The organism is Vibrio sp. 05-20-BW147, assembly GCF_013369385.1.
Classification (GTDB): Bacteria; Pseudomonadota; Gammaproteobacteria; order Enterobacterales; family Vibrionaceae; genus Vibrio; species Vibrio floridensis.
Map to the genome: position 1 here is coordinate 1 of NZ_SZTO01000100.1, position 501 is coordinate 501.

The window sequence follows — 501 nt, forward strand, 5'->3', positions numbered from 1 at the left end:
AATGATAGATGACATAGTCAAAGCAGTTTTATATCTTAAGAAAGATAGTGAGCTTAAACCTGACGACAATGAAAATGAGATTGCTAAAAAGTTAGAACTGAGAGTGACTGCTAGTGAATTTGCAATGTTATTATATGAAAGTTCTGTTGTCAGTGAGAAGAATAAAGAAAAACTAGAATTATGGTTCAATATAATAGACTCAGATCTTGATTTTAATGAAGTTAAACGTTTTTGGATATGAATCATATGTTAGAACGTTCGATAGAGGCTTTAAAAGTGCTAATAAAAGCTATTCATTTGGTGCCTTTTCAGCCTCTTCTAGTTGATGAGGTCTATAGGCTCGATTCTTGGTGTACATGAATGGCACACAGATTTGTCTTTCCGTGGTACCTCAAGTTGGTTAGTAGCTAAGAAGATTAAGTGCTACACATTTGCTATATGGATAGTTTTTTTTGGTTGATGTGTTGATTTAAGTGATTGATTTAAAGTTAAAATTTTCTC

1 protein-coding gene is annotated in these 501 nt (G+C 32.3%); it reads left to right on the forward strand.

What is annotated here, in order from left to right:
• Positions 1-241: hypothetical protein (locus FC652_RS20250; RefSeq protein ID WP_176299917.1), on the forward strand; the 241-nt coding region annotated here is incomplete at its 5' end.
• Between the last annotated feature and the right edge of the window lie 260 nt (positions 242-501).